22 protein-coding genes and 1 pseudogene are annotated in these 24,500 nt (G+C 53.0%); 15 read left to right on the top strand and 8 right to left on the bottom strand.

The window, feature by feature from the left end; genetic code table 11:
- Nucleotides 1-4 precede the first annotated feature (4 nt).
- The 6 genes and pseudogenes from DHN12_RS17945 to DHN12_RS17925 form a co-directional block, all read right to left on the bottom strand.
- Entirely contained in the window at nucleotides 5-259 is a 255-nt protein-coding gene (locus tag DHN12_RS17945) for an acyl carrier protein (protein WP_058271309.1), read from the bottom strand.
- Entirely contained in the window at nucleotides 249-1,766 is a 1,518-nt protein-coding gene (locus DHN12_RS17940; protein WP_108861429.1) for an amino acid adenylation domain-containing protein, read from the bottom strand. Before DHN12_RS17940 ends, DHN12_RS17945 begins: the two co-directional genes overlap by 11 nt.
- Complete coding sequence (locus DHN12_RS17935; RefSeq protein ID WP_159090059.1) at nucleotides 1,763-3,058, bottom strand: HupE/UreJ family protein; 1,296 nt, start codon at nucleotides 3,056-3,058, stop codon at nucleotides 1,763-1,765. Before DHN12_RS17935 ends, DHN12_RS17940 begins: the two co-directional genes overlap by 4 nt.
- Nucleotides 3,021-3,848, bottom strand: coding sequence for an acyl-CoA dehydrogenase family protein (locus DHN12_RS17930; RefSeq protein ID WP_234416683.1), 828 nt, complete (start codon nucleotides 3,846-3,848; stop codon nucleotides 3,021-3,023). Before DHN12_RS17930 ends, DHN12_RS17935 begins: the two co-directional genes overlap by 38 nt.
- Nucleotides 3,849-4,076: pseudogene (locus tag DHN12_RS25240) on the bottom strand (hypothetical protein); the annotation flags it as partial.
- A 291-nt stretch (nucleotides 4,077-4,367) separates the two neighbouring features.
- On the bottom strand, nucleotides 4,368-5,699 hold the full coding sequence (locus tag DHN12_RS17925) for a glycosyltransferase (protein WP_108861426.1): 1,332 nt from the start codon (nucleotides 5,697-5,699) through the stop codon (nucleotides 4,368-4,370).
- 195 nt (nucleotides 5,700-5,894) lie between these two features.
- Here DHN12_RS17925 and DHN12_RS17920 point away from each other — a divergent pair, with 195 nt between their 5' ends.
- The gene (locus DHN12_RS17920; protein ID WP_108861425.1) at nucleotides 5,895-6,602 is read left to right on the top strand and encodes an IS6 family transposase; all 708 of its coding nucleotides are present in this window, start codon (nucleotides 5,895-5,897) and stop codon (nucleotides 6,600-6,602) included.
- Between the two features lie 63 nt (nucleotides 6,603-6,665).
- Here the strand turns inward: DHN12_RS17920 and DHN12_RS17915 are convergent, their stop codons facing one another.
- Nucleotides 6,666-7,526: a helix-turn-helix transcriptional regulator gene (locus tag DHN12_RS17915; protein ID WP_108861424.1), complete on the bottom strand. Its 861-nt coding sequence runs from the start codon at nucleotides 7,524-7,526 to the stop codon at nucleotides 6,666-6,668.
- 528 nt (nucleotides 7,527-8,054) lie between these two features.
- Here DHN12_RS17915 and DHN12_RS17910 point away from each other — a divergent pair.
- The 10 genes from DHN12_RS17910 (at nucleotide 8,055) to DHN12_RS17865 (ending at nucleotide 17,503) form a co-directional block, all read left to right on the top strand.
- Nucleotides 8,055-8,231 (top strand): Flp family type IVb pilin, encoded by a 177-nt coding sequence (locus DHN12_RS17910; protein WP_108861423.1) that lies wholly within the window; start codon nucleotides 8,055-8,057, stop codon nucleotides 8,229-8,231.
- Nucleotides 8,232-8,376: 145 nt separating this feature from the next.
- Nucleotides 8,377-9,336, top strand: a complete 960-nt coding sequence (gene cpaB, locus DHN12_RS17905; protein WP_108861422.1) for a Flp pilus assembly protein CpaB — start codon at nucleotides 8,377-8,379, stop codon at nucleotides 9,334-9,336.
- Nucleotides 9,337-9,345: 9 nt separating this feature from the next.
- Complete coding sequence (locus DHN12_RS17900; protein WP_108861421.1) at nucleotides 9,346-10,884, top strand: pilus assembly protein TadG-related protein; 1,539 nt, start codon at nucleotides 9,346-9,348, stop codon at nucleotides 10,882-10,884.
- Nucleotides 10,885-10,898: 14 nt separating this feature from the next.
- Complete coding sequence (locus DHN12_RS17895; RefSeq protein WP_108861420.1) at nucleotides 10,899-11,396, top strand: TadE/TadG family type IV pilus assembly protein; 498 nt, start codon at nucleotides 10,899-10,901, stop codon at nucleotides 11,394-11,396.
- Entirely contained in the window at nucleotides 11,393-12,049 is a 657-nt protein-coding gene (locus DHN12_RS17890; protein ID WP_108861419.1) for a TadE/TadG family type IV pilus assembly protein, read from the top strand. The genes DHN12_RS17895 and DHN12_RS17890 overlap by 4 nt, the downstream gene beginning before the upstream one ends.
- A 38-nt stretch (nucleotides 12,050-12,087) precedes the next feature.
- Nucleotides 12,088-13,275, top strand: a complete 1,188-nt coding sequence (locus DHN12_RS17885; protein WP_234416691.1) for an AAA family ATPase — start codon at nucleotides 12,088-12,090, stop codon at nucleotides 13,273-13,275.
- Nucleotides 13,276-13,287: 12 nt separating this feature from the next.
- Nucleotides 13,288-14,679: a CpaF family protein gene (locus DHN12_RS17880; protein WP_108861417.1), complete on the top strand. Its 1,392-nt coding sequence runs from the start codon at nucleotides 13,288-13,290 to the stop codon at nucleotides 14,677-14,679.
- Nucleotides 14,676-15,644, top strand: a complete 969-nt coding sequence (locus tag DHN12_RS17875) for a type II secretion system F family protein (RefSeq protein ID WP_108861416.1) — start codon at nucleotides 14,676-14,678, stop codon at nucleotides 15,642-15,644. The genes DHN12_RS17880 and DHN12_RS17875 overlap by 4 nt, the downstream gene beginning before the upstream one ends.
- Nucleotides 15,645-15,658: 14 nt before the next feature.
- The gene (locus DHN12_RS17870; RefSeq protein ID WP_108861415.1) at nucleotides 15,659-16,645 is read left to right on the top strand and encodes a type II secretion system F family protein; all 987 of its coding nucleotides are present in this window, start codon (nucleotides 15,659-15,661) and stop codon (nucleotides 16,643-16,645) included.
- A 150-nt stretch (nucleotides 16,646-16,795) separates the two neighbouring features.
- On the top strand, nucleotides 16,796-17,503 hold the full coding sequence (locus DHN12_RS17865; RefSeq protein ID WP_108861414.1) for an IS6 family transposase: 708 nt from the start codon (nucleotides 16,796-16,798) through the stop codon (nucleotides 17,501-17,503).
- A 60-nt stretch (nucleotides 17,504-17,563) separates the two neighbouring features.
- Here DHN12_RS17865 and DHN12_RS17860 read toward each other — a convergent pair whose 3' ends face one another.
- Entirely contained in the window at nucleotides 17,564-19,426 is a 1,863-nt protein-coding gene (locus DHN12_RS17860) for an AMP-binding protein (RefSeq protein WP_108861413.1), read from the bottom strand.
- Nucleotides 19,427-20,113: 687 nt separating this feature from the next.
- On the opposite strand from DHN12_RS17860, the gene DHN12_RS17855 reads away from it, so the two are divergent.
- The 4 genes from DHN12_RS17855 to DHN12_RS17840 are packed head-to-tail and all read left to right on the top strand — an operon-like array spanning nucleotide 20,114 to nucleotide 24,490.
- Entirely contained in the window at nucleotides 20,114-21,235 is a 1,122-nt protein-coding gene (locus tag DHN12_RS17855) for an SRPBCC family protein (RefSeq protein WP_108861412.1), read from the top strand.
- Nucleotides 21,232-22,758, top strand: a complete 1,527-nt coding sequence (gene betC / locus DHN12_RS17850) for a choline-sulfatase (RefSeq protein ID WP_199913541.1) — start codon at nucleotides 21,232-21,234, stop codon at nucleotides 22,756-22,758. Before DHN12_RS17855 ends, betC begins: the two co-directional genes overlap by 4 nt.
- Nucleotides 22,759-22,763: 5 nt before the next feature.
- Nucleotides 22,764-23,558, top strand: coding sequence for an SDR family NAD(P)-dependent oxidoreductase (locus DHN12_RS17845; protein WP_108861410.1), 795 nt, complete (start codon nucleotides 22,764-22,766; stop codon nucleotides 23,556-23,558).
- On the top strand, nucleotides 23,558-24,490 hold the full coding sequence (locus DHN12_RS17840; RefSeq protein WP_108861409.1) for a 3-keto-5-aminohexanoate cleavage protein: 933 nt from the start codon (nucleotides 23,558-23,560) through the stop codon (nucleotides 24,488-24,490). The genes DHN12_RS17845 and DHN12_RS17840 overlap by 1 nt, the downstream gene beginning before the upstream one ends.
- The last annotated feature ends 10 nt before the right edge of the window (nucleotides 24,491-24,500 follow it).

Genomic DNA, 24,500 nt, shown 5'->3' with positions numbered 1-24,500 from the left:
CACCTCAGGAAACTGCGATGTGCCGATTTTCGGCATAATCGGAAATTGCATCGATAGAGCTGAGGTTTTCCAGCGTGACGTCCTCCAAAGGGATTTCAATGCTGTAGGTCTGTTCGACGAACGAAACCAAAGACATGACGCCCAACGAGTCGATCTTTCCGCTTAGCAACAGTTCCTCGTCGTCTGTCACTTTTAGGCCGCCCAACAGCGTGACGCTAACGTAATCGCGCAATGCCTGTATTTGTTCTTCAGGCTGCATGCTGTGTATCTTTCTGTCCGGCGAGCTTGGCGCGGTCTATCTTGCCCGTCGAAGTGCGGGGCATTTCCTCAAGCCATTCGATGTGATGAGGCACGGCATATCGCGGCAAAACAGCTTCTACTTTGGACCGAACGCTTGACAGATCTTCTTTTGAACCGCCGGTAACATACGCATGGATTTCATCGCCGCATACTGTTGCGACCGCCTCAGTAACAAATGGAGTGTTGACCAATGCAAGTTCGATTTCATCCAGTTCGATGCGAAAACCCCTGAGTTTTACTTGGCGGTCTTTGCGTCCGATCAAGAAAAAATCATTGTTTTCCGCTCTTCGAACAATGTCCCCAGTACGGTAGAATCTACGCACATTGCCGTCGGTGTCCGGAAGATCGCAAATCGCAGCTTCAGTTAGCCCGGAATCGTGCCAGTATTCCAACATGACCTGTTCGGAAGCGATCAGGAGTTCTCCGGTTTCCTCATCTTCAGATCCGATCCCGATACGAGCGGTCACTCCAATATCCGGACGTCCAATAGGCATCGGGCTGGTTCCGTCCAACTCTGCATGCGTCATCACGGCTGTCGTGCAATGGTTCGTTTCTGTTGGACCGTATGCATTCAGGAATTTCGCGTTTGGGGTATGTTTGGACAGCGCCTTCAAAGCAGCCGGAGGCATTTTTTCTCCGGCAAACATGACGATCCGCAGCGCGTCCAGGCTTCGGCCCTCCAACACGCCGCGTTCTACCATTTGGATCAGGGTATATGGGACAGAGTACCAAACAGTGATCCTCTCCTTCTCCGTCAACTCCGAAAGGCTTGCAGGCAGTTTTGCATGCATTTCGGGAATAACTACGGTGCAAGCTCCGGCCTGGGCGGTGCTGAAGATATCAAAAATCGACATGTCGAAATGAATAGGGGTGTGGTGGCTCACTCGGTCTGACGCTCGCAACGCGCACAATTTCGCGGCCATCTTGGCGTAGGCCAACCCGCTTTTATGGGTGTGTACTATGCCCTTTGGTGCGCCGGTGGTCCCAGATGTCATGAGGATGTACGCAGGATCCTCGGCATCCCTATCCGGTCTACAAGCGGTATCTAGATTGCCCGAAAATTCTTCTAGGGGCTGTGAAATGTCAAACAGCTGGCTTTCGGAAAAAGTACTCGAAAACTTAGTTTTGCGCGCCGTGTCGGTGATGACCAATCTGGCCGAAACGATCGATACTTGCGCCTCAATGCGCTCGGTCGGTGCTGCGGGATCAATCGGAACAAAAACGCCTCCGATGCGGAGGATGGCGTAAATCGCCGCGATGGTTTCCGCGCCTTTGACCGAGCAGACAGCCACTCTTTCACCGCGTTCTACGCCCATAGTGACTAGTGCATTCGCAATCTTGTCGACTTTGGAATTTAGCGCAGCGTAAGTGGTGATTTCCCCCAGCGTGCTGACCGCCGCAGCTTCGGGCGTTACTTGCGCGTACCGCCTGAGTGCGTCGTCCAGAAACAAGCCCGTTTCGATCATTGGGTCACCATTACAACGGCGTCACCGAACTGCGGGAACCAGCCGATCGTTCGTTCGTAGAACCAGAACATTGCAATTGCGATCAGGGCGACGGAACCAAATTGCAGAAACACAACGCGGTAGGCCGTCAGGCGCCGCAAAGCAAAGAAGATTGGGAACAAAACGACTACGATGGCGAGTTGCCCGACCTCAACTCCAATATTAAATGTAGCCAGCCCAAGCGCCTTGCGTGTGGGGTCGAGGCCAAGTGGCTCGAGCACATTTGCGAAGCCGAAGCCATGGAATATCCCGAACAGGAAGACGACCTTCCAAGAACTTGCGTGAAAACGAGGTACAAGGTTGCCGACGGCGACGGCAGCAATCGAGAAAGCGATAACCGCCTCCACCAGCGTCACAGGCAGGGTTATGACTTCGAAGGTTGCGAGACAAAGTGTGATAGTGTGGGCGATCGTGAACACCGTTACGATCTTGACGGTTTCCAACAGGCTTTCGCGGATGTTCTCGGAAGGAACCCAATGCCGGTTCTCGATCCGCATGACCGCTCCCAAAAGCAGCGTCACCAAAAACAGAACGTGATCAAACCCAAGCCAGATGTGCCAAACGCCGTGCACAAAGAACGTCCGCGCAATATCGCCTACCGGTTCATCGTTCAGGTAAAGGGCCTTTGAGCCATCGCCCGGCGCGAAAATCAGTGAGATGTAGGCCTCGTTCTCGTCCATCCCGTTTCGGGTATTGCTACCAATCAGTGCATAACCTCGATGGGTTGGATCGACGTCAGAGAACAGGCCGTCATAGGCCATCTCGATAGTTGTCGGGGTTTGCTCGATGTCTAAAACAGTAAAATGCAGTTGAGCGAACGTATCGACCGACGAATCAAAAAATGAGATGTCGTCAAATTCAACCTGAAGGGCTTGCCCATCCGACAAAAGTTTCATGCGATTTTCGAAATATTCGAAGAAGAACTCTTGTGATTGCCGGACTTCGTCCTCAGTCAGCGACGTCGAAACCTCCGGCGCCCCTAGCTGAATTCGGGTTAGATCCGTCAACGTTGCTTCAATCCTGCCACTCAGGGTGTCATCGGTGACGTCAAAATAAACGTAGCTCTCGTTGAACTTGTGGGCATGAACCGGCGTTGCGAAGGCTACCAGAATTAAGCCGCCTACCCACAGAAAGAGCGCAGTCAACGATCCACTAAACGAATTTGTCCAATTCGCGGCGCGGGTAGTGGATTCGCGATTAGCGTTTTGCATTGGTTTAGTCTCCCCCGTTTTTCGGTTGGGAACTTTTTCCAAGTTCCATCCTTGCAATTATTTCGCGTTGAATGTCAGAGGTACCCGAGTAGATGACACCGCCGAGGGCGTCATTCACATCGGTTCCTGAATTTGAACTTTGCAGATACCCACGACCGCCAAACGTTCGCATTGCATCCATGCTGGAACTTAGAAACGCCTCAGAAATGTGAAGGTTTGCCATCGCCGCAAACTGCGTCAGGGGTTGTCCGGTATCGTACAGTTGTGCCGCGCGCGCCAGCATAAGTTCGCAGGTTTCCAGACGTACGCGCATGTCTGCCAAGCGGTTGGAAACGGATTGGAATTCCGAGATCGACCTGCCAAATTGCTTACGAGAAACGGCATGCTCAGTGCACTCGTTCAATTGGCGGCGCATCGCGCCTACTTGCGCTGTTAGGATAAAGCACCTCTCCCAGTCGAGCGTGGCTTGTAAAATCGTAGCTCCGGCGCCTTCTCGTCCAATTCTGCGGGCCTCCGGAACCCAGCAGTCACGGAACTCAAGCTGTCCCATGGGGACGGAGTTCAATCCGACTTTTTCCTGCCTATCAGCCCGCAAAAACCCTTCATCATCGGCGCGCACAACGAAGGCCGACAAACCCCAACGACCTTTCTCGGGCGCGGTTTGCGCGAAAACGATCGCGAAATCGCAAACAGGCCCCATGCCGACAAACGCCTTTTGACCATTTAGGATGTATCCCGCCCGATTGTGTTCAGCAGTCGTTTGCAGCGACAACGCGTCGGATCCCGCCGTAGGTTCGGTAAGTGCAAATGCGCCAATCAATTCGCCGGACAAGAGCCTCGATAAGTAGCTGTCTTGTAGCTCTTGGGAAGCAAATCGAATAAGGGGGCTTTGAATAGTCCAAATCTGTGAGATTATGGCCATCGCCAAGCCGCTATCCGCGCATAACTCACCAAACAGCAACATTTCCTCAACGAATTCACTGGCACTATTAATTGAACTGCCAAGGCCTGGCGGTAAAACGAACTCAAAAGCGCCACATCCACCGGCGGCTTTCCACACTGCGCGTAAGTTCTCATCAGAAACGTCAGGGCTTGCTTTTGCAAAGTCCTGTCTAGCGCATCTGGTATCGCGGTTTGTATGGTGCGTCGCTTGGTTCACTGTCGTATTCGATTAGGTGTACTACACCCAATACGCACGTCGAAGCTGGCCGGATCATCCTATTCAGAAATTGACATTTAGATGTTTGGACGGAAATACAGTGCAGAAAGCGCATTATTGTTTTTCATCAAACGGTGGACGGCGGTCTTGGCCACCCTTTGAGTCGATTGATAAATACCTTAATGTTCTATTTTATTTGAATTTTTGGTTACTTTGGGTGGTGACGTTTTGCAAAAAAGCAGCCAGCCCTCCATCAACCTTCTCCTGCTGGCAAGAAGCCTGCAATGCCTTGCAGTTCTTTTTGTATTTTGGGTCGGTCAGCAGTTCTTGAATATCATTTTCGATCTTTTCGACAGTATCCGCGTGGCGCCCCGCACGACCAATTCCATGAAAGACAGCTCTGGCTGCGCTTCCCTGCTGATCGTTGACATGTGGATACAAGAGAACAGGTGTTGCAGCCTCAACGGCTTCGATAAAACCGCCTGTGCCTCCGTGCATTATTGCAAGATGAGCATGCTTTAGAACCTGGTGTTGGGGGACCCACGCCACAACATCAACGTTGCGTGGGTAGTCACAACTGCCACCATCCTCCCAATTCTGACCTGCAGCAAACAGGAACTGCCACTCTGGATGCTTACTTGCGACTTCCCAAAGGTTAACAAGCAGATCGCTCTTAGGCTTCATCATTGTTCCGAAACCGACGAAAATGTGTTTCTTTGTGCCCTGCCCCGAACAGAACCTGCGCACTTTTTCGCGGTCATGAGGCTTTTCGGGGCGATCTTGTATTACCATCGCTCCGAGATACGAAAAATCTGAGTAAGGACGTGTTGGCAAGTCAACGGACTGCGGGAGAAACAAAACAGTGGGAATCTTGTAAGTCCATGGCATTTGCCAGCAAATCAGCCGTCTTATTCTTGCGATCGGAACGTTGTAACGCCGTGCCAGTTCAAGCAGCGCCGAAGTGAAATCTGCGCCTTGATGTTTGAACTTGTTTCGTAGAATTTTTTTGAGTTTCCAAATCAGGAAGCTCATCCAAATAATTGAGATTCCAATTCGACTTCCCCGCATACCAACACCCGGACACGCGCGTTTGTTCAAAGGAGGCGCCTGGGATCCGGGGGGCGACAGGAACATACTGCTACACTGAATGACCGGCGGCCCCAGAGACAAACCGACTATTATGTGCGCGTGAAGTTCACAGTCGACAAAAATAACATCTGGTTGAAAACGGGACATTGAGGCAGAAAAATCATTAACGCCAAGGGCATTCACTGCACAATCCAGACGATCATTTGATGATAATGTCCTAAACTGGTCTGCAGTCAGTAGGTCTGCGAAAGCATCAACTTTAGGAATTGGAATCTCGCCGTACTCCAGACCGAAATGTGAAATTAGATCGAAAGACGATTTTGGCGCAAAAACACAAACCTCGTAACCGACTAGTTTTGCTTGCTTAGCAAACTCTACCGCACTGTTAAGCGGGCCGCTTATCCCACTTGATACTATCGCCAATCTTTTAGACATCGCCTTGGGAAACTGGGCCGGATGAATTTGTTGTCAAGACCGGACATGTTTTCCCAAGTGGACTTTCGAGGGTCTTGTCAGAAGAACTTTGCTTGAGTGGGGCAGGGTGGTTGCGTAGCTTTTGCCCATGACTAGACCTGGCACTGTCAGAAGAAACTTATTGAGGCGGGCAGGGTGAGCACTTAGCGTCGCAGGATGACAAGACGCAGCCCTTTTCGCTACTTCAAGACGAGCCCCGAGATCATCCGTCTGGCCGTCATGATGTATGTTCGGTTTCCGCTTTCGCTTCGCAATGTTGAAGATCTTTTGCACGAGCGCGGCATCGAGATCAGCCACGAAACTGTGCGTTATTGGTGGAACAGATTTGGCCCGATATTCGCGGCAGAGATCCGCAGAAACAGGGTCAATCGGATGCGATCTTGTTCGAACTGGCAGTGGCATCTGGACGAGGTCTTCGTGAAGATCAATGGCGAGACGCACTACCTATGGCGGGCTGTGGATCACGAAGGCGAGGTGCTGGAAAGTTATGTGACCAAGCGCCGTGACCGCAAAGCTGCGTTGAAATTCCTCAGAAAATCAATGAAACGCTACGGTCAACCTGAATCCATCGTGACAGACAAACTGCGGTCTTATGGCGCGGCGATGAGAGTTGTCGGGAACGGTAGTCGGCAAGAGACCGGCCGCTGGCTGAACAATCGGGCCGAGAATTCCCATCTGCCATTTCGACGACGAGAACGTGCGATGCTCCGCTTCAGGCAAATGCGATGTTTGCAGAAGTTCGCCGCAGTTCATTCTTCCGTCCACAACCATTTCAATCAGGAACGCGCCCTCTACAGCAGAGACAATTTCAAGCTCAACCGCGCTGCTGCTCTCTCCGAGTGGCGCCAACTTTGTTCAGCATAAGTTCCGGCATTTAGGGGTAAACAGAGACTGCTTCGAATTGGTCTGACAGTACCCCTCACTGGCTTAACAGAGGCGATTTCGACTTTGTCTGACAGCACCCTCAGAGGTCCGGTCACTGTTGGTGCTATCCGCCTTTCGGTTCAACAAGTGCAGCAGCTCGACTTGATTGGATGCGCATGTCTTTGAAAAAATCGAGCTCAGGTGCGAGCGAATTGTGGTTGGACAGACAGACAGGGTGTTTGAAATCACTTTGACAGTCATTCCTTCTTTCAACATTGCGCAAACCCGAAACTCGCTCCGACTGAGCGACGCTGGATTTTCAGGATCCAGAATTGGTGTGAGTTCAGCGTCTCGGATTGCACTGACGCCGTGGCCTCGGAATTGATTGACTTTGGCAGAGATCAAGCCCGGGAGGCGATGACCCCAACCAGATGCGAGTATTGACGCCAAAACTGTCACCATATCCAAGTTATGATGTGCAGGACGGTGTTGGAAGTGTAATTCCAGATGATCAAAGTGGCCCTTCGTTGTCTCAAGTGGAACCACAATGACCTCACACAACCCAATTGGAATGGGATTCCGACACAGGGGTAACGTCGCGCCTTTAGCGTCCTTCAGATCTGACAGTTTCCATATTGACCCAGCTTTTGCAGTTTTTAAACACGCGCCCAAAACCAACTCTGCTTGAGACTGCGGTTGAGAAGGCCATATTTTTCCTTCGTGAATGCAGTGGCGCGCAATGTACTTTATTTTTCCGCTTGGTATTGATAATCGTGCAATTAGTGCAGCCTCTGCATTTGCCAATTGCATTAATTGACGCAGAGCGTTTGAAATGGAGTTTCTGCCATTAATGGCCTGCGTCCACTCCATTACAAAATTTAAACCGTCTTGCGCGCGAACGCTCTTAGAAAAAGTGTTACTCATTACTTTTACAATCTACCTAACAAGATCCAGCTCAGTCAGGCTTCTCGGTACGGCCCCCACCGCCATCACAAACTTGTTCTGCTTTGGTTCGATGGACAACTGATTTTGAGGCCGTCGTCGAAGGCGCACGTTTACATTACTTGCGGGAAGAGTCCTTTAACTATTTGTATTTAAATTGTTAAAATTGTGAGATTGCGGGGAGATTCCGAATTTCTTCCCTCCAGCTTGCAATTGTCTTGCGTTGGAATTCCCTCATGTTTCCTCCACATTATCTTCAAATCTTTACTCATTGTTTCCAGAATCGTTGATTCGTCTGTTTGTGAATGATCCGTTAATCTACGGTTAAAAAAAATCTCTCAAAGGGAGAAAGTATGTTACAAAAAACACTATAAAGTAGTAATACTCCCATTTTTAATGGAAGCCACAGGGTCTTAACGCAATTACTGTATATGAAGCCACTGCATGAATGCTTGGCTTGCGTTGCACTACTGCGCAGCGTCGATCTCAATTTAACCTTTCGGGGGAAACATGACTAAATTCATGAACAAGTTTTTGAAAGAAGAAAGCGGTGCGGCAATTGTTGAATATGGCCTCGCCCTCTTGGTTGTTGCTTCGATTGCGGTTGGTGCTTTCACGTATCTTGGTACGGAAACCAACAATAACGTGACTGCCGCCTGTACCGCTCTGGGCAGCGCTACCTGCTGACAACAGGCGAGCTTGCGTTCGCACAAAACGTCATAATTCTGCGCCTACGCATATTTGCAGCGGCGCAGAATTTACCGCCGGGATTTTCGAAAGCCAACAACTACCGATGTTTCGAATTCTTTGAGCGTAACTTTTGGAGACAGAGATGCGTATCAGACCATTTATCACCACGCTTTTCGGAATCGCGATTGCATCCGGTTCCGTGTACCTGGCGAAAGATCACATTCAGTTTAACACAAACGCTGCCGGACCGTCATCAGATGCGGATCTGGTAGAAATTTACGTCGCCCGGTCGGAAATCGCATTTGGTCAGACGATCGAAAAACACCACGTTGCTGTTCATTCGTGGCCCCGCGAGGCGCTGCCTGCCGGTGTGTTCACTGACATAGATGTGCTTGTTCCCGAAAGCAGACGCCAGCTGCGTCGCGCTAAGGGTCGGTTTTACCCAGGCGAAGTGATGCTACTATCGAAGGTTTCTAATTTTGGTGAAAAGGTCACCTTGGTTCAGAAACTGGGTGAGAACACGCGCGCGATGGCCATCGAGGTCGATGCGGTTACTGCGGTCGGTGGGTTTGTTACGCCAGGTGACTGGGTAGATATTGTTTTAACACAGGGCGCGAAAATGGAATTGCGCGCTGTAACGATACTTCAGAACATCCGCGTGATTGGTGTAGATCAACAGTCTGAAGAACTAAGCGATCAACCCGAAGTCGCTCGCACGATTACCGTTGAAGTGACGCCACAGCAAGGCCAGCGTCTTGCGTTGGCACAAAAGGCCGGAACGCTGAGCCTGACCCTCAGAACGTTGGACGGGGTTGAAGACGCACCAATGGAAATGGTTCGGCTGCGTGATCTGTTACAAGAAGAAGGTCCTGCGGAAAAAGCAGAAATTCAACCCACCGTCAGGGTTAACCGGGGCACCGATTCCGAGGTGGTGACGATCCAGAGAACCCGCCGGGAGGCCGAAGGTGCAACCGCAGTCGACCCGGTTTCTGAGACGGAGCCCAACAATCAGACAAATGCTCAGGATTCTCCTGCTGACGCAGTGCCTGAAGTAAGACCCAAAATCCGCAAAATCGAAGTCAGCCAAAACTCTGGGCAGTGAGGCTGAACCATGCCGCTGAAAGCGATCATATCAAACATTGCCAAGGACGAGCACGGAACAGTTGCGATTCTTTGGGGCACAGCACTGGTTGCGTTTCTGGGCTTCTTTGCGATCACCCTGGATGTCGGCCGGTTAAACGCCACCCATGCAGAACTGCAGTCCTTTGCAGATAACGTGGCTTTGGCGGCTGCAGGTGAACTGGATGGACAACCCGACGCAATAACCCGCGCTACAAATGCTGCCGCTAATCTGATCAGCGATAGCCAAACTTTTGCCAACGGACCAACAACCCTATCCGGCGCGTCTGACTATACGCTTACCTTCCATTCTGCTCTGCCGGTTTCGGATGTCGCTCCGCTTGGTGCGGACATTACTACGGACGCTCGGATTGCCAAATTTGCACAGGTAGCTTTGACACCGAAATCGCTGAGTATGAACTTTGCTTCCGCTCTGGACAAGTTGCTTGGTGGAAACGGCATTTCTGCGGCCAGCGTGTCAGCAGAGGCTGTGGCCGGATACTCGCAAGCGGCCTGCGACATCTCTCCCCTGATGTTTTGCCTGCCTCCGAACTGGGAATCCACGCTGACCGTGGGTGATCAAATTTTGTTGCGTAGTGGTGGGAACAATACGGCTTGGGGGCCTGGAAACTTCGGCTTCATTGATCTGGATTCATTCGAAGACACATCGGGTGTCTGTGCGGATGAAGGCGGCAATAAGCTGGCCTGCCTGATCGCGGCGCAAAATCAAATCACACAATGCGTCCTAACCAACGGCCTGACGACAGAACCCGGGCAGAAGGTCGGTATCACCAACGCGGCGTTTAACGTTCGATTTGATATATATCGCAGCGTGCTCAACGGCGAGAAAAACAACGTCGATTTTGCGCCTGCTCCGAATGTCATCAAGGGAATTCAGAAAAACGGTGGCGGCTCGTGCATTCAGGGCAATGAAGAGATCACTCCAAACACAACCGCCCTTGGTCGCGACACTTGCATGGCCGCGGGTACCTGTGGCGGGAACAACCGGTTCGGAGACGGCGTTTGGGACCGCGCGGGATATCTCAATCAAAATCATGATCTTGCTGACGGGGTCGCAGACGGAGTTGGTGGCGACTCTCACCTGCCCGCACTGAGCGGATCGGAAAGTGTCTTTGCTGGTACGCGGTACGGGATGTACCTGAGAGAAATCGCTTACGGAGACTCCGATCCGCATTCGGCGCCAAATGCGAACGCAATCCTGAATCCTTTGCTCGCCGAAACCGGTCGTCCGATGTGCTCAAGCGAAATGTCGGATGATCCGGCACGTCGCGTTGTGACCGCGGCTGGCATCGATTGTGCGCTGAACCCGGTTTCAGGCTCGACCACTGGCGTGCCAGTTACAAAATTTGTTGCCGTTTTCCTGACCGAACCAGTGGGTGACGATGGTGGATCGCCACCCAGCTTTGACATCCATGGTGAGGTCGTAGGCTTTCCGGATGTCACTGGGACCGGCAATGGTGGCAACGGGTTTGGCGGTATCTTTCGCGATCTCGTGCAACTGTATCGGTAAGGGGGAAAAGGATCATGACATTGCGCCTGACGGACCCGTTCAAACGCTTCGCGCAGAAGGATGACGGTGCGATCCTCGTGGAATTTGGCCTCGTTCTGCCTGTTATGCTGTTGCTTTTGGCGGTCACGTTGGAATCGGCGCGGTTGATGTGGTCCTACCAGTCTGTCATCGCCGGTGTCCGGGATGCCAGCCGCTATCTTTCACGTGTCACGCCGACGGATATCTGTTCTTCTGGTGGTTCCGTCGCAGGACTTACCACAACCCTGAAGGGGATCGTTGAGGACGACAAAGATGACAACGGTTTGTTTCCGCAGAGCATTACAGTCAATTCGGTGACCCCCAGCCTGGTCTGCGTTTCCGGTACCTACCGAGTGAGCCCGGCCCCGGTTGGGACAGTTAGTGCAAATATCACGATCCAATTTCCCATGGGGGGCCTGTTGTCGCTTTTTGGCAGCGGCTTGTCATCGGTGACGACTGACGTCTCTGACACGACGCGGATCTTCGGACAATGATCCGCCCGGTACATATCCACGCGTATTTGCGCGGTGAGGGTCAGAGTTTCCTTGATGATCAGAGCGGTGGTGTTCTTGTCGAATTCGCAGTGGTTGTTTCTCTGTTTTTCTTCCTGTTCCTGTCATTATTGGATTTCGGGCGCCTGTCTTACAGCAGTGTAAACGCCCAGAAAGCTGCGCAAATGGCGGCGCGTATTGCCATTGTTCGACCACCCGCTTGCAATTACAGCCCACCGCTCCCAACGGAACATCAACGCGGAACGTCCCCTTTGTCACCTCGTTTTGGCACAGCCTGCAGTGACTCGGTTGGAGTATGCGAGAATCCGAATTACTCCTCCTGCGCTGGTGACGCCACCAATGCAACCGCATTGGAAATCTGGGGCCGTATTAGCCCCCTTCTGCCGCCGAGCGCCTCAATTGATCACTTGGAGTTCCATTATGACTTCAACTCCAATCTGGGTTTCCTGGGCGGCCCGTACACACCCATGGTTACAGTCAATCTGAACCTGGATGATTTTCAGTTCGTGTCGCCGTTGGCCGCATTGGCAAACGCTGCGGGGGCCACGAACAGCACACTTTCATCAACAGCCGGTTACTCCAATTTCAGCGTTTCGCTGCCTGCTGAAGACCTTGCACAAGGAGAGTCAGGATAATGGAAAATAGCGTTTCAAATCTAAAGTCACATTCTGTGATGCTTGTTTCAGAAAGCGACGCCATCGCCCGGGTTGTGGCAGATGTCTTTCCGGTAGGCGAGGATAACAAAGTCACCGCCAATGCGACGTCATTTCAGGCCTTGAACGGTGCGGCTATTCAGCTTGCGTCAGACCATGACGTGGTGATCTTTGAGATCGACCCGGTCGATGCGGATGAGGTGCAGGCCATCGAAGACGTGTTAGCGCGCCGTGATGACGATACCTTGTTTATTGCACTGACGCAGAATGACCTGTCGATCACCAAGGCGCGCGAGTTGCGGCGGATCGGCGTCGACGACGTATTGCCACTGTCGATTGATGGTGAGGAGCTGAAGGCCGCTCTTAGCGAGAAAATCAACGCGCGCAAGGTGGCGCACCCATTGGTCTTGGGCGGCGCATCCGTTTTGGGCAAAGTGATACCGGTTTCGAAATCCCGCGGCGGGGTTGGTGCATCGACTGTAGCGGCGAACCTTGCGTGCGCACTTGTAGGAGGAAGGGGGTCTTTCTTCCGTAAATCTGCGAAAAGCCGGGTCGCGCTTTTGGATTTCGATCTGCAGTTTGGAAACTCTAACGTCTTTCTGGACCTCGAAGACAACGGTGGGTTTCTCCAGCTCATCGAAAGCGACGAAAAACCTGATGATCATTTTTTGTCCTCGATCCTCCAGCAGCATACACTTGGTGTAGATGTATTGTGCGCACCGGCGCCGATGGTGCCGCTGCAGTCGATGCGACCCGATCTGGTTGAGGGCATTCTTGACCTGCTGCAACGACGTTACGATTACATCGTGGTCGATCTTCCCTGTGCCATCCTTGAGTGGGTTGAGCCCATATTCAAACGGGCGACCCAGCTTGCCCTTGTTTCAGACACGACTGTGCCCTGCGTGCGCCAGGCGCGCCGTTTGATCGACATTTACCGCGAATCAAATATGGCCCTACCGGTAGAGATTGTCGTGAACCGCGAGCGAAACAAGTTGATCCGGCCATCGCATGTCCGCGAGGCCGAGAAGGTTTTGGAGACAAAGCTGAAGCACTGGCTGCCGGACAATCCGAAAGTCGCCCGCAATTCCGTGGATTTGGGACGACCGGTTGTCGAGATGAAGCCGCAATCGGATCTTGGTAAGGCACTGACAAAATTGGCTGCAGCGATGACGGCTGACGTACAGCCCGTGGCAATAAAGAATACATAAGAGGAGATCACCGTGTTCAACGAATTCAGATCACGCAAGGCGGCTTCAACGTCGAATGTCCTGACATTGGAACGACCCATCGAAACGCCTGTCAAAACCAAAGTGACTCCTGACCCGGTAGACACCGACTTGCAAGCGCATCTGGAACTCAAAAGCCGTTTGCACAGCGAACTTCTTGACCGGCTCAACCTGTCCGTCATCGACAAGGTCGAACGATCGGAACTGAAGCGCCAGATCGCGTCTCTGGTAACCGGTTTGGTCGAGGTCGAAAACCTACATATGCGGTCGGAGGATTTTGCTTCACTGGTTGATGAACTTATTCATGAAGTCATGGGGTTGGGGCCATTGGAGCCGCTTTTGGAAGATCCGACTATCAACGATATTCTCGTGAACTCATATGACAAGGTCTACGTTGAACGTTTTGGCCTTCTGGAAGAATCCACCGTGCGTTTTCGCGATGAGCGACATTTGTTGAGGATAATTGACAAGATTGTCAGCAATGTCGGGCGGCGCATCGATGAGTCCCAACCTTGGGTCGACGCACGCCTAGAAGATGGCAGCCGCGTCAACGCAATTATTCGCCCGTGCTCAGTCGATGGACCGGCCTTGTCGATCCGCAAGTTTTCGCGCAACCCGCTGACGATCGATAAGCTGGTTCACCAAGACAGCTTAAATAACCAGGCGGCGAAGCTTCTCGCGGCACTGGTTGAGGCAAGATTGAACATCCTTATTTCAGGCGGTACCGGCACAGGCAAAACGACTATGCTGAACGCCGTTTCATCGTTTATCGACGGCAAGCAGCGCATCGTGACAATCGAGGACGCCGCCGAACTTCAGCTTCAGCAAAGCCACGTCGTTCGACTGGAAACCCGTCCCGCTAATGCGGAAGGGCAGGGAGTGATCACGCAGCGTGAGTTGGTCCGCAACGCTTTGAGGATGCGTCCTGATCGTATTATCGTTGGCGAGGTTCGCGGGTCGGAGTGCTTTGATATGCTTCAGGCCATGAATACCGGGCATGACGGGTCTATGACGACCGTTCACGCAAACTCGGCGCGTGATGCGCTAAGCCGGGTCGAACAAATGGTCACAATGTTGGGTGCCGATTTACCGGTCAGAACCATCCGGTCACAAATCTCTTCGGCTATTCAGATTGTACTTCAACTTACACGTCTCAGTGACGGCACCCGCCGTGTTGTCAGTATTTCAGAAGTTACAGGTATGGAGGATGACACAATCACCATGCAGGACATTTTCGTATTCAAACGCCGCGGGAAGTCAGAGAGTGGGGAAATCCTGGGAGAGTTCCTGCCCACGGGCATACGTCCCAAATGCTTCGACCAATTGGTTGCTGCCGGCGTTGACGTAGACACCAACATGTTTATCCGTGGGGCTGTTTCATCATGATCGACTTACAGCCAAATACACTCAATATCTTTATTTACATCTCTATTTTTATCGGAATTATGCTGGCTTATGAGGGTCTACAGCAACTTTTGTTGCGTAGGGAAACCCAAGGCGAAGCGCGCAACCGCCGTATGAAAATGATCCAGGATGGCGCCTCGACAGACACGGTGCTGCAACTATTGCGTGATCCGGCAATGCTGGCTGCCGGTGATAGCCCGGGGCTGGCTGCTCGTTTTCGCCGCCTGCTTGTTCAAGCCGGGTTTGCGATCAACCCGATCTGGGTCGGTTTTGCCACTGCTTTACTGGCCGCCGTGATCTTTGTTGCCCTATCCCGTGTCCTCGCCCCAGAATTTGCGCTGCTACTTGGTGCCGTTCTGGCCATAGTTCTGCCGCTGATGGTTCTAATTGCAATGAAGGCAGCCAGATCCAATAAACTGACCAAACAGTTGCCGGATGCTTTGGATCTGATGGCACGCGGCCTAAAAGTTGGTCACCCGGTGGCCGTAACGGTCGGGAACGTGGCAACGGATCTTCCTGATCCAATTGGCTCGGAATTTGGAATTATCCAGGATCAGATAAACTATGGCGATGATGTCGCTACGGCTTTTCAGGATTTTGCGAAACGTGTCGGGACCGAGGATGCCAATTACCTTTCGGTCAGCATAGGCATTCAGCACGGAACCGGCGGCAACCTTGCCCGTGTTCTGGGAATTCTGTCTCAGGTCATTAGAGACCGTCAAATCATGCAGAAGAAAATCAAAGCCATATCTGCCGAGGGTCGTTTGAGCGGTAGCATTCTGACGATACTGCCGATAATAATCGGCGTCTCAATCGAGATATCCACGCCATCGTTCTATGGCGATGTTCGAAATGATCCTCTGTTTCCCTTCTTTGCATATGTGATCATCGGCCTGACAATTGCCCAGGGTCTTATCCTGAGACAGCTCGTTAAGTTTAAGTTCTAACCGGGAGCAGTTAAATGGACATTATTCAAGACATTCTTGCAGACCAGCAACTCCCCATGAAGTATCTTTTGCTGGCTAGTATTGCAATAAGCGTTTTCTTTGTGGTGCTGGGCGTCTCCGGCATGGCTGCAAGCGACAACGCGGCCGTGCGCCGTATGCGTGTCGGCTCAATTTCCCACGGACACGGTGCAGATTTTGACCTGCTTCAGGGTGATAACAGCGATCCGCACGGGCTGTTGAAAGCTTTTGTGCCCTCGTCCAAGCGTGAGCGGTCCAAAATCGGCAAGCTTATGAAACAGGCTGGTATTCAGCGTAAGCACGCCATCCGCAACTTTTATTTGTTTCGCGTGGTCATGGCGTTCGTATTGCCAGCTGTATTCGTTGTTGCCATGGCGCTGCCGATTGAAACACAGGTTCAGCTCCGCATTGCCAGCCTCTTGCAGGGCATAACATGGGTAAACGCATTGCAGATCGTGACCGCGTTGATGGTGGCTGGGTTCTATGGCCCGGCTCTCTGGTTACGGTATCGCATCAAGAAACGCCGTCAAGCGATTGAACACAGCCTACCGAATGCGCTTGACCTACTGCAAGTGGCGATCGAAGCGGGGTTGGGCTTTGATGCAGCCATGGTCCGAGTCTCGCATGAGATGGCCTACGCAGCGCCGGAAATTGCGCAGGAGTTCACGATTCTTCAACTGGAACTGCAAGCCGGCAAAGAGCGGCAGGCGGCCTTTTTGGACATGGCGGATCGTGTCGGCATAGATGAGTTGAACTCCTTCGCAAACGCGTTCCTGCAGTCCAATCAATACGGCACTAGCATTTCGACATCTCTGCGCAGGTTTGCAACCGACATGCGCTTGGACCGCGAACTTCGAGCGCAAGAAAAAGCCAACCGCCTTCCGGTGCAAATGTCTGCGGTGATGGCCATGTGCATGATGCCTGTATTGCTATTGATTTGCCTAGCACCGATGCTGATCCGATGGATGAATATGTTTGGGTGAACCTTGTCGTAAATCTAAAACAAAGAAGAGTTGCTGTTCTTGACGGCTGGTGGCGATGGATTATGAAGTCAAAGGAGGGCTAACTGAATGCTCGGTCTTGTCAGAGGAACTTGGCTTGAGCGGGGCAGGGGGGTTGCGTAGTCATTGAGAATGACCAAACCTACCTCTTTCAAGTACTTCAAAACCAGTCCCGAGATCATCCGCCTTGCGGTGATGCTGTACATCAGATTTCCGCTCTCGCTTCGGAATGTCGAAGATCTGCTTGATGAACGCGGGATCGATGTCAGCCATGAAACTGTCCGATATTGGTGGAACAGGTTTGGTCCAGTGTTCGCTGCAGAGATCCGCAGAAAACGCGTCCAGCAACTCCGCGCATTCTCAAAATGGAAGTGGCACGTGGATGAGGTATTTGTGAAGGTCAATGGCAAGAGACACTACCTCTGGCGGGCCGTTGATCACGAAGGGGAGGTCCTTGAAGCCGTCGTCACCAAGCGCCGGAACAAACGGGCAACATTGAAATTCCTCAAGAAACTGATGAAGCGACACGGCCAGGCGGAGGAAATAGTCACAGACCGCTTGGCGTCTTACCGTGCCGCGTTGAGAGAGCTCGGCGTACTGGAAAAGCAACTGACAGGTAGGTGGTTGAACAACCGCGTCGAGAATTCGCATCTTCCGTTTCGACGAAGGGAACGTGCGATGCAACGTTTTAGGCGCATGCGAAGTTTACAGAAATTCGCCTCCGTCCATTCCTCCGTCTACAACCATTTCAACCAGGAAAGATCGCTCACCAGCCGAGACACCTTCAAGCTGACACGTAGCGCCGCTCTTGCCGAGTGGCGCGAACTTGGCATGGACTAATGGACAGCTTCACTGGCCTAACAGAGACTGGTTCGAATTCGTCTGACAGCACCAATGAACCTATTGCACCGAAATACGGCTTTCAAAGAGATAAGCCTCTAGCGCGCTTTCGACCGATGCTGCAACCGACCGGCTATTCTCCGGTATTTTGACATCAACACGCAATCCCCGCGTCCCTCCCGCAAAGACGCTTACATCGGCGTCAGGCAAATCAAACTCTTCGCGCAAGAGTTTGGACACCACCATCTTAGCCGCATTACAACGCAGGCTGGGTTTGAAAATCTTGCCGACCGAGGTCAGGGGAATTTCATTGATGATCTCGATGACCCTAGGCCACGCGGGGCGTTCATCGATCGTGGCTTCCGCATGTGCTTTGAGGTCATCGAGGTCGGCATCCGCTCCTTGCTGAAGTTGCACATAACAGATCGGCAATTCGCCAGCATAGGCATCTGGCATCCCAACTGCCGCTGCGAGCGCGACGGCAGGATGCGTGGTAATTGCGTTTTCTATCATCACCGGATCAATGTTATGGCCACTGCGAATGATCAGGTCCTTGGAGCGCCCCGCGACGTATAGGCAGCCCTTAGCATCTTTGTACCCCAAGTCGCCCGAGTTCAGGACCCCGTTCGAATATACGCCATCATTATTTGCCGGATTGCGATAGCCCGGTGAAACGTGCTCGCCTTCGATGGCAATGACGCCGATCTCCCCAACGTCGCAGACGGCCCCAAGGCTGCCATCGCTGCCCAGTTTTCGAACTTCCGTTGTCGTATAGGGCAAGGACCAGCCCACGGATCCGGCGTTGCCCGGCCCATTGATCGGATCGATGCTGATCAGCCCGGAGGCTTCGGTCATGCCTAGCACTTCGTGGAGTGTGGCCCCTGTGACTTCCTTGAATCTCCGGCTGACAGAGGGGGGCAGCAAGGACGCTCCGGTGATGCCCGCACGGACGGCACTGATATCGTGATCTCCCACCGGGTTTTGCAGGACCGCGCCAATCGCTGTCGGCACCCCGCCGACGAGGGTGACCTTTTGATCGGCAACCAGTCGCCAGAAGCCCTCAATCACGACAGGGTTGCGCATCCCAGAGGGCGTGACTATCACCTGTTCGGCACCCGCCATGAACACGCAAATTCCGCTAGCGATTGTGCCGGCAACGTGGAAGAGCGGAAAAGTGGCGGTCATCACGTCATCTGGCTGGTAGCCAAGCATAATTGCTCCGCCAAGGCCTGCGACCAGTTGACTGCGATGGGTATGGGCTACCAGCTTGGGTGTACCGGTTGTGCCACCAGTGTGAAAATAGGCGGCCACATCGTCACCCTGCCGGGGGGGGCCAAAAGTTAGGCGATCATCCGGTTGGACCGACAGTGCCTCTACCAAGTCAATCACGTATTCTTCCGCAGGCGTACCTGGTGCCGCGACGCGCACCAGTTTCAGCTCGGGGATCTCGGCGCGCGCGGCAAGCGCCTTCTCCCAGATGTCCAACTGAGGATGGGGCCCAAGCGCCACGAGAATCTTCACATCCGCTGCCTTGAGCAGTTCGGTAACGCTATCAGGCTGCAACAGAAAGTTGATGGGCACCGCATATCCCGCCGTTTCCGCGCCCCACAACGTGGCGTGTGTTTCCACCAAGTTGGGCAACATATAGGCAACGCCCGGTGCCGGACCACCAATCTCGGCAAAAAGATTGGCCGCTTGTCGGATCAACCGAAGCAATTGCTCATAGCTTACGCGCCGGGGTTGCTCATCCGGAGCGCCTGTCATCAGCATGGTGATGGCAGTGGCAACAGGCGTGAGGGCGGCGGAGTTGACGAATACGTCAAGGATGCTCGTCTCCGGCAACCTTTCGTTAAGAGACATCTCAGCTTCACAGTTTCTGACGTCACTCTCGGATCTGATTTGAAACGCTCCCAGTTCGGCCATTGCATTACCTCAAATTCCTAATTGAAACTTCGTTATGATCTATGGCGAACCCTGTTCATGCAATAGAAACTTCGGACTAGGTTACGTTCAGCAGGGTCTCGTACTAAAAACGTCAAGGCAGGCATCATTCTGAAGGGCTGATTTGCGGCAGCGACTAGCAAACCGACTAGGTGTTTATCTTGCAACGTCTCTTTTAGCACCCACCGACGACGACCGAGCGGCTGATCTGGGTTTTTCTCCCGTAGCTATGTCCCGCAACTGAGACTTAGGACAACAAAGCAGCGAACGGCCGGATTGGCTTTTGGCGATTTGGGAGTCTGCGAGCGTCCGGTTTGGGGAAATTGCGTTGCAGTGCCGCGCAACTATCGTGCTCTTGGTCGGTCGAGTCCGATGAAATGTGCCGCACGTGCATCAGGCCGGTTCATCCGCAATGCAGTCACTCACGAAATTTCGACGAACGACCGCACCGAGCCCATTTTGCCGATTGCTGCAATGTGCACGAATGACCGCTGAACAGGTGCCGGCAAGGGTCCAGCATTCGCTTGTCAGCTAAATCCAATGCTTGGCGGATTAATACGGTGTCCCCCAAAGCCAAATGCTTGGCGAAAATAATCAAACTAGCGGCTGATTAAACATAGCTCCGATTCCTACTTGAAATAGATTTAACCTAACATCGGAGGCGCAATCATGACTGATTCAGATACAATTTTCTTTGGCTATCATGCTGATCCATCGCGCTCCAGCTCATTGCAGGCTGCTGCCTACACCGAGCGCAAGTGGTTTGACGCAGACCTTCGCGCCATCCTCTCCAAAACTTGGCAATGGGTATGTCATGTCGAGAAAACACGTGAGCCGGGATCTTATGTAACAGTGGATATTGCCGGCCAACCCATTGCCGTTGTGCGTGATAAAGAGGGTAAGCTTCGTGCCTTTTATAATGTCTGCAAACACCGTGCGCATGAATTGCTGTCGGGCGAAGGCAATACAACGCGGATCATGTGCCCCTATCATGCTTGGGTCTATAAACTTGACGGGCAATTGGCCCGTGCGCCACATACCGAAAACCTCGAAAATTTCAGGGAAGACGAGATTTGTCTCGATGCAGTGCAGGTCGAGGAATTTTGCGGCTTTGTTTTCGTTAATTTGGATCCGATGGCAGCTTCTTTGTCAGAACAATCCGGCAACTTGGAAACCGAAGTGCGCCATTGGGCGCCGGATGTGGATCAACTCACTTTTGGCCATCGCCTGACCTATGACATCAAATCCAACTGGAAGAACGTCGTGGACAACTTCCTAGAGTGCTATCACTGTCCTACAGCGCATAAGGATTTTTGTGACCTCGTGGATATGGATACCTACAAGGTTACGACCTACGGCATTTACTCCAGCCATATGGCTGACGCGGGCACAAGTCCGAATTCCGCTTATGACGTGTCGAATGCCACCGTGAAAACCCATGCGGTTTGGTGGCTCTACCCGACGACCTGCCTGATGCGGTATCCGGGACGGTCAAGCATGATCGTGTTGAACATCATCCCTGTTGGGCCAGATCGGACGCTTGAAACTTACGACTTCTTCCTTGAGACGCAGGAACCCGACGCGATGGAGTTGGACGCAATTCGTTATCTGGATGAAGTTCTTCAGGTCGAAGATATCAGCCTTGTCGAAAGTGTGCAGCGCGGGATGAACACACCAGCGTTCACCCAAGGTCGGATCGTCAATGACCCGGATGGTTCCGGCAAGTCCGAGCACGCCGTACATCACTTCCATGGCCTCGTCCTGGATGCTTACGCAAAAGGTGCTGCGTGACGCGGCCAAACATCCTCGTGATAATGGCGGATCAGTTGGCTCCGCATTTCACGGGGGCTTATGGTCATAAGGTTGCCAAGACGCCACACCTGGATGCGCTGGCTGCACGTGGCATGCGCTTTGATGCGGCTTACTGCAATTCTCCACTCTGTGCACCCTCACGGTTTGCCTTTATGTCGGGCCAGCACATCAGCCGCATTGCAGCTTACGACAATGCATCCGAGTTCAGAGCATCGGTGCCAACATTTGCGCACTACCTTAAATCGCTAGGCTACCGGACCTGCCTTTCAGGCAAGATGCATTTCGTTGGCCCAGATCAATTGCATGGGTTCGAAGACAGGGTAACAACCGATATCTACCCCGCAGATTTCGCATGGACCCCGGATTGGGAAGCGCCTGATGAGCGGATCGATAAGTGGTATCATAACATGCAAACCGTCAAAGAAAGCGGTTTGGCCCATGCGACCTTCCAGATCGACTATGACGATGAAGTTGGCTTTGCCGCCAATCGCTGGCTCTTCGATGTTGCCCGAGACAAAGCACGTGGGAACGATGCGCCCTTTGCGATGGTGGTAAGCTTCATTCACCCGCATGATCCTTACGTTGCGCGACCCGAATGGTGGAATCTCTATTCGGACGATGAGATCGACATGCCATCCTTTACACCGGCGACAGAGGATCAGGACCCGTTCTCGCGTCGGTTGATGGATGGGATCGAAGCATCATATGCGCCGCTCAGCGACGAAGAAATCCGTCGCGCGCGTCATGCTTATCTGGCCAATGTCAGCTACTTCGACAGCAAGATCGGGGAGCTGATTCAGACCCTCGCAGAGACGGGCGAGTTGGACAACACCATAGTGTTTGTAACTGCGGATCACGGCGACATGCTGGGAGAACGTGGGCTGTGGTATAAAATGAATTTCTTTGAACACTCTGCGCGCGTTCCACTGGTCATGGCCGGGCCGGGCGTTGTAGTGGGGACAACGCAGAATGCAGTGTCACTGGTTGATTTGCTGCCGACCTTTATCGATATTGGCGGCGGTAATGAGACGATGATCGGAGAACCGATCGACGGGCGCAGTCTAATGCCTTTGGCCCGTGGCGAATACGACCCAGTTGATGAAGCCATCGGTGAGTATTGTGCCGAGATGACGGGCTATCCCGTAATCATGATCCGGCGCGGGCCCTTGAAATACATTCATTGCGATAGCGACCCGCCGCAGCTCTACGACCTAAGCGCAGATCCGATGGAAACAAAGAATGTCGCTGAGGACCCTGACTATGCTGACCCGGCAGCCCGTTTTGCAGCCGAAGTCGCCGAACGGTGGGACGGTAGTGAATTGCGAAAGAAGATTATCGCCACGCAGAAATCACGCCGCGCGTTACATGCCGCGATGGAGGCGGGTGCCAGCGAGCCATGGGATTACAACCCACCATCTGATGCAAGTCAGCAGTATGTCCGCAACAACTTGGATTGGACGGTGGCCGCTAGTCGCTACCGCTATCCGCCTTCGAAGGATTGAAGCCAATGATGCTGAACGGAAAAATTGCCCTTGTGACCGGCGCGCGCGGTGGTATCGGGCGTGCAATTGTCGCGCGGTTCCTAAAAGAAGGGGCAACAGTATTTGCCGCGGACCTCACACCGGAAGGGTCGTTAGAACAGCACGACGAAGATGGCAGTCATTTTGTTAAGCTGGATGTGACTCAAGAGGCAGACTCGGTTGCGGCGATGGATCATGTGCGCGCCACACACGGAAAGTTGGACATCCTAGTAAACGCGGCCGGGATCGAGATCGAAAAAACCGTTGAAGAGACTTCGCTGGAGGAATGGAACCAAAGCTTTGCGGTTAATTCCACGGGCACGTTCCTGACCTCGAAATACGCCATCCCATTGATGCGCGAAGCGGCGAAGACAGGGAATAGCGCAAGCCTCATCAATTTTGGCTCCTACGATGGGTTCATCGCTGATCCGGGCCTTGCGGCCTATTGCGCAACCAAAGGTGCAGTACACGCTTTGACCCGCGCAATGGCTTGCGATCATGGCCCCGAAGGTATCCGCGTAAACGCCATCTGCCCCGGCTATATCGATACCCCAATGCTGCAGAGCTTCTTCAACGGAGATGGATCTGGGGGCGGCGGCGGCAATATTGAAACGCTGCAACAGGCCGTGCGCGATGTTCATCCGACGCGCACCTACGGGACGCCACAGGACATTGCAAACCTGGTTAACTGGCTTGCTTCCGACGAAGCACGGTATGCCTCTGGCCAGTTGTGGGTTCTGGACGGGGGGCTGTCTGCACAAGTGCAGCAGATGAAGCTCTGATGCCCAAATCCGTCATCATCACCTGCGCACCCACAGGGGGCATCCATACGCCGTCGATGTCGCCACATCTGCCGATTACGCCTGCCGAGATCGCGACAGCAAGTATTGAAGCGGCACAAGCCGGCGCGTCGATCATTCACTTGCACGCACGGCATCCAGAGACCGGCAAACCCGACCCCCGACCCGAGCTATTTCAGCAGTTCCTGCCTGTGATCAAACAGTCCACTGATGTGGTGATGAATGTCTCTACCGGCGGCGGTTTGGGTATGTCGATGGATGAGCGCCTGCTGGCGGCGACCTCGACAAGCCCAGAGATGGCATCTCTCAACATGGGTTCCATGAACTTTGGCATCTTTCCGATGCTGCAGAAATACACTGAGTTTCAGCACGATTGGGAACAACCATTCCTGGAGATGACAGAGGACTTCATCTTTCCCAACACCTTCAAAACAATTCGTTACGCCATTGAAAAACTTGGTGGTGATCATGGCACCAAGTTCGAGTTCGAATGCTATGATCTTGGCCATCTCTACAACGTCAAATGGTTCGTGGATCAAGGCCTGATCAAACCGCCTTTTTTCATTCAGATGGTGTTCGGCATCTTGGGTGGCGTTGGCGCGGATGCAGACCATCTAACCCACATGCACAACACAGCGGACAAGCTGTTCGGGGCAGAGAATTACGAATGGTCTGTCCTTGCCGCTGGCCGTCACCAAATGCCTTTTGCAACCCAAAGTGCATTGCGCGGCGGAAACCTTCGGGTTGGTCTCGAAGACAGCCTGTTCATTGGCAAAGGTGAGTTGGCCCAATCCAACGCGGAGCAGGTTACGCGCATCCGATCAATCGTAGAGAACCTTGGCCTTACGGTCGCGACGCCAGCAGAAGCGCGCATGCGGCTCGCACTAAAAGGCGGCGATCAGGTTGGGTTTTGAGGAGACGCTT

It is taken from the genome of Ruegeria sp. Alg231-54 (assembly GCF_900143525.1).
Classification (GTDB): Bacteria; Pseudomonadota; Alphaproteobacteria; order Rhodobacterales; family Rhodobacteraceae; genus Ruegeria.
The sequence above is the reverse complement of the archived record's forward strand: the minus strand, read 5'-3'. Positions and strand labels throughout refer to the sequence as shown.